Raw genomic sequence first — 6,068 nt, forward strand, 5'->3', positions numbered from 1 at the left:
AATGAGTCACAAAGAACTAAGCCTGCTTGAATTAAGACAAGCAGTACTCCAGAAAAAAATTAAAGAACGCATTGAAAACAGCCAGATTGGGGAAAAAAAGCAGATCGGAGAAAAAAGGCACATTATCCCGAGAAACGCGGATCAGCAAGCGCTTCCCCTATCCTGGGCACAGCAACGCTTATGGCTTCTGGCGCAGTTAGATCCAGCCGCACAAACGGCATACCACATGCCGGGTGGTCTGCATCTGCAAGGGTTTCTGAATTTAGAGGCCCTGCAAGCAGCATTAGACCGAATTGTTGCTCGGCATGAAATTCTGCGTACAACGATCAGGAGAGCCAAGGGTATCAAGATGGCTGAAGGCCAGACCCTGCAAATTATCGGTAAACCAGAGAGCGGCTTCTCTTTGGCCGTGGAAGATCTCAGCCATCTACCTGCGCAAGAGCAACAAACTACCATCGAAGAGATAATCCAGCGTGAAACCAGCCAGCCATTTGACTTTGCACAAGGCCCCCTCATCAGAGGGCGCTTGCTGCGGCGGGCTGAAAATGAACATATCCTGCTATTAACCCAGCATCATATTATTTCCGATGGTTGGTCCCTTAACATCCTGATGCACGAGCTTTCCACGCTTTATCATGCATTCAGCGAAGGGCGGGATGATCCCCTGCCCGCGTTGACACTCCAATATGCTGACTATGCCCTGTGGCAAAGAGAGTGGCTACAGGGAGAAATATTGGAAAAACAGGTGAATTTCTGGCGCGATGCGTTACAGGGCGCGCCTGCACTTTTGGAACTACCGACAGACAGGCCACGCCCAGAGCAACAGAGTTATGCCGGAGGATATGTTGATATCACTCTGTCACCGGAATTAAGTGCCGGATTAAGAAACCTTAGCCAGCGCCACGGCACAACATTATTCATGACCCTGATGGCGGGATGGGCAACTTTGCTTTCCCGTCTGAGCGGGCAGAAAGATCTGGTGATTGGCACACCGGTCGCTAACCGGCAATATAGCGAATTAGAGCCGCTGATTGGCTTTTTTGTTAACACGCTGGCCCTGCGGATTCAACTAGATGACAATCCAACGGTCCGCACTCTGCTCGCCAGGGTTAAGGCCCATTCACTGAACGCCTACGCCCATCAGGATCTGCCATTCGAACAGTTGGTAGAAATACTAAAACCACCACGCAGCCTCAGTCATAGCCCGATTTTTCAGGTGATGATGTCAGTGGATAATACCCCTGGACAGCAGAATATCACCTTGCCGGATATCACCATTAGTGAAATCAATCTAACCGAAAGCAGTGCGCATTTCGATCTGTCTCTCTCGATAAATGATACCGAAAAGGGCTTAGTCGGTGGCCTGGAATATTCCAGTGATCTGTTTGACCCTGCCAGCGTTGAACGCATCGCCAGTTACCTGCAAACCCTGCTGACCGCGATGGTTAAAGATGATTCGCAACCAGTGGAAAGTTTACCCCTATTGCAACCATACCAACGCACCCAAGTATTAGACGATTTCAATGATACGGCCTTCCCATATCCACAAACGTTATTGATCCACCAACTGTTTGAACAACAGGTGGAACAAACCCCTGACGCCACCGCGTTAGTGTTTGGCGAGAGTGAACTGAGTTATGCAGGGTTAAACCGCCACGCTAACCAACTGGCTCACCAGCTGATCGCTTCTGGCGTGCGCCCTGATGATCGTATCGCTATCTGTGTTGACCGCAGTCTGGATTTGATTATCGGCCTGTACGCTATCCTTAAAGCGGGGGCCGGCTATGTGCCGCTCGACCCGGAATACCCCGCCGAACGCCTGGCTTATCAACTGTCGGATAGCCAGCCGGTGTTATTGCTGACCCAACAACATTTGCAGGGACTGTTGCCAGTATCAGACATTCCCGTCTGGTTGCTGGATGATGAAACCCACCGAAATCACGTGGCAAACCAGCCGGTTCATAATCCTGATGTTCAGCTTCAACCGCACCATCTGGCCTACATCATCTATACCTCCGGCTCCACCGGACAGCCCAAAGGCGTGATGCTGGAGCACCGCAATGTGGTGAACTTTATCCATGCCCAGCACCGGACCAGCGAACCCCAGTCGGGGGATCGTATCCTGCAATTTGCGACCATCGCCTTTGATACCTCGGTATCCGATATTTTCCCCACTCTCGCCGCCGGTGCCACTCTGGTTCTGCGGCCGCCCCATATCCGGATACCGGATATGACTTTTGTCACCTTCCTGCGTGAACAGAAGATCACCATTATGGATATGCCCACCGCCTTCTGGCACCTGTGGGTACAGGAGATGATGGCAGGTCGCAGCGGTTTCAGCCCATCTCTGCATACCGTTATTGTGGGCGGTGAAAAAGCGGAGCACCGCCATTTAATCAACTGGCTGTCTCATCAGGAAACCCAATCCTGCCGCTGGATTAACTCTTATGGTCCTACCGAAACCACGGTAATTGCCACCACCCTGAAATTGGATCACCAAAGTCCACTGCATCTCAACGGTGTTATCCCGATTGGTTATCCGCTGCCCAATAGCCGTATTTATATTCTGGATACCCAAGGGCAACCGGTGCCTATTGGCGTCAGTGGTGAGATCCATATCGGTGGCACAGGGGTGGCGCGTGGTTATCTCAATCGCCCGGATTTAACCACAGAGAAATTTGTGGCGGATCCGTTTAGTCAACAGCCCGATGCCCGTATGTATAAAACCGGCGATCTGGGCCGCTGGCTACCCGATGGCGCGATTGAATATCTGGGGCGCAATGATTTTCAGGTCAAGATCCGGGGCTTCCGCATTGAACCGGGGGAAATTGAGACCCAACTGGTGGCTTGCGACGGCGTCAGCGATGCTGTGGTGATCGCCCGTGAAGAAGAAAGCGGTGACAAGCGTTTAATCGCCTATGTGATCCCGGAAACCGGTATGACACTCAGTCCGGCTGAATTACGCAAGCAACTAAGCACCCGATTGATGGAGCATATGCTGCCCGCTGCCTTTGTGATGCTGGATACCTTCCCGCTGTCCGCCAACGGCAAACTGGATCGCAACGCCCTGCCGGTGCCAGATCGGAGCGCTATTGTCAGCCGTGAATATGAAGTGCCACAAGGCGAAGCTGAACAAACACTGGCCGCAATCTGGCAATCCCTGTTGCATGTGGAACACGTTGGGCGACAAGACAATTTCTTTGAGCTGGGCGGGCATTCCCTGCTCGTGGTCAATTTGATAGAGCAACTTCGTCTTCACGACCTGTCTTTGGATGTCAACGCGGTCTTCTCTGCTCCTACCCTGGCGGCCATGAGCGCCCTAATCCGTCACAATAACACTCAGGCTATCCCCCTACAGGACGTACCGCCTAACCTGATTCGAGAAGACAGTTCCGTCATTACGCCAGATATGCTGCCGCTGGTGACATTGACCCAAGACCAGATAGATCAGATTGTTTCCCATGTAACAGGCGGTATCTCCAACGTCCAGGACATTTATCCACTGGGACCGTTGCAGGAAGGTATTCTGTTCCACCATTTGCTGGAAACGGAAGGTGATCTCTATCTGGACAACCATTTGATGATTTTCGACAGCCGGACACGGCTGGAGAGTTTCTTGCAGGCGTTGCAGCGGGTAATTGACCGGCACGATATCCTGCGCAGCGCCGTTTACTGGAAAGCGCTGCTTAAACCAGTACAAATCGTCTATCGCCATGCACCATTGCCAATCATTGAACTCACACTATCGGCAGAGGAAGCCCCAGAAACCCAGCTACGCCGCCTCACCGATCCCCGTGCAATACGGATGGATATTACCAAAGCGCCCCTGTTGGCTGCTCATATAGCCAAAGATCCTGCCTCCGATCAATGGCGACTCTCCTTGCTGTATCACCACTTAGTGTGTGATCACATATCACTGGATATGATATTCAGTGAAATACAAACCTTGCTTTTGGGGGACAGTGAAAATTTACCCACGCCGCTGCCTTACCGAAACTTTATCGCGCAGACCCGCAACGTACCGTTAGAGGTGCACCAAAATTATTTCCGCGAATTATTGGGCGATGTAGAAGAACCTACTCTGCCGTTCGGGCTGCTTGACGTACAAGGTGGCAGTCTCAATGAGATAGTGGAAAACGTTCTCACGCTGGATAGCCAGCTGGCCCAAAATCTCCGTAATTGCACCCGTCAATTAGGTATGAGTGCTGCCGTGCTGTTTCATGTGGCCTGGGCACAGGTTCTGGCGCGATGCAGTGGACGGAATGATGTCGTATTCGGTACTGTTCTGTTGGGACGGTTACAGGGCGGGATGGGTGCCGCCGAAGTGCTGGGGATGTTTATCAATACCTTACCTATTCGCGTTAAGTTACAGGCACGTACCGTTAAGCAGGCAGTACAAGAAACTTATCAGCAGTTAACCGCACTACTGGAACATGAGCAGGCACCTCTGGCGGTTGCCCAACGTTGCAGTGGTATTCAGGCACCATTGCCGCTGTTTAACAGCTTGCTAAACTTCCGCCATAGCCCACGCGAAGATGAACAAATGGCTTCAATTGCCTGGGAAGGAATTGACGAGATAGAGGGTGAAGAGCGCAGCAACTACCCCTTGTCACTGGATGTCGATGATTTTGATGACGGATTTGCGCTCACCGCACAATGCAGCCAGCAAATTAATCCGGTGCGCATTAATGCCTATATGAAGACAGCACTGGAAGGGATTGTGGCCGCACTGCAATATGCGCCGGAGCAAGCCATTGAGTCAATCGACATCCTGTCGCTAACTGAGCGCACTCAGTTACTGGAAATCTTTAACGATACCACTGTCGCGTATCCACAAGAGACCTTAATTCACCAACTGTTCGAGCAGCAGGCAGCGCGCACGCCGGATGCGCTTGCGTTGGTCTTTGGTGAGAACGAGCTGAGTTATGCGGCACTGAACCGCCATGCTAACCAACTGGCTCACCAGCTGATCGCCTCTGGCGTGCGCCCTGATGATCGCATCGCTATCTGTGTTGACCGCAGTCTGGATTTGATTATTGGTTTGTACGCTATCCTTAAAGCGGGAGCCGGTTATGTGCCACTCGACCCGGAATACCCCGCCGAACGCCTGGCTTATCAACTGTCGGATAGCCAGCCGGTGTTATTGCTGACCCAACAACATTTGCAGGGGCTGTTGCCAGTATCAGACATCCCCGTCTGGTTGCTGGATGATGAAACCCACCGAAATCACGTGGCAAACCAGCCGGTTCATAATCCTGATGTTCAGCTTCAACCGCACCATCTGGCCTACATCATCTATACTTCCGGCTCCACCGGACAGCCCAAAGGCGTGATGCTGGAGCACCGCAATGTGGTGAACTTTATCCATGCCCAGCACCAGACCAGCGAGCCACAATTAGGGGATCGTATCCTGCAATTTGCGACCATCGCCTTTGATACTTCGGTATCCGATATTTTCCCCACTCTCGCATCCGGTGCCACTCTGGTTCTGCGGCCTGCCCATATCCGGATACCGGATATGACTTTTGTCACCTTCCTGCGTGAACAGCAAATCACCATTATGGATATGCCCACCGCCTTCTGGCACCTGTGGGTACAGGAGATGATGGCAGGTCGCAGCGGTTTCAGCCCCTATCTGCATACCCTTATTGTGGGCGGTGAAAAAGCGGAGTACCGCCATTTAATCAACTGGCTGTCTCATCAGGACACCCAATCCTGCCGCTGGATTAACTCTTATGGTCCTACCGAAACGACGGTGATTGCCACCACCTTAACCCTCAATGATAACGGTCAAGATTCACCTGAATTGACGGACGTTATCCCGATTGGTTATCCGCTGCCCAATAGCCGTATTTATATTCTGGATCCGCACGGGCGGCCGGTGCCTATTGGCGTCAGTGGTGAAATTCATATCGGTGGCGCAGGGGTGGCGCGGGGTTATCTCAATCGCCCGGATTTAACCACAGAGAAATTTGTGGCGGATCCGTTTAGTCAACAGTCCGATGCCCGTATGTACAAGACCGGTGATCTGGGGCGCTGGCTACCCGATGGCGCGATTGAATATTTAG

The 6,068-nt window shown here is 52.2% G+C and carries 1 protein-coding gene; it reads left to right on the top strand.

What is annotated here, in order from left to right; all coding sequences use genetic code 11:
- Nucleotide 1: 1 nt before the first annotated feature.
- Nucleotides 2–6,068, top strand: a 6,067-nt coding sequence (locus ABLA76_RS05200; RefSeq protein WP_348987130.1) for an amino acid adenylation domain-containing protein, incomplete at its 3' end; no start/stop codon positions are given.

The sequence above is a fragment of the Xenorhabdus sp. SGI240 genome (assembly GCF_040081915.1).
Classification (GTDB): domain Bacteria; phylum Pseudomonadota; class Gammaproteobacteria; order Enterobacterales; family Enterobacteriaceae; genus Xenorhabdus; species Xenorhabdus bakwenae.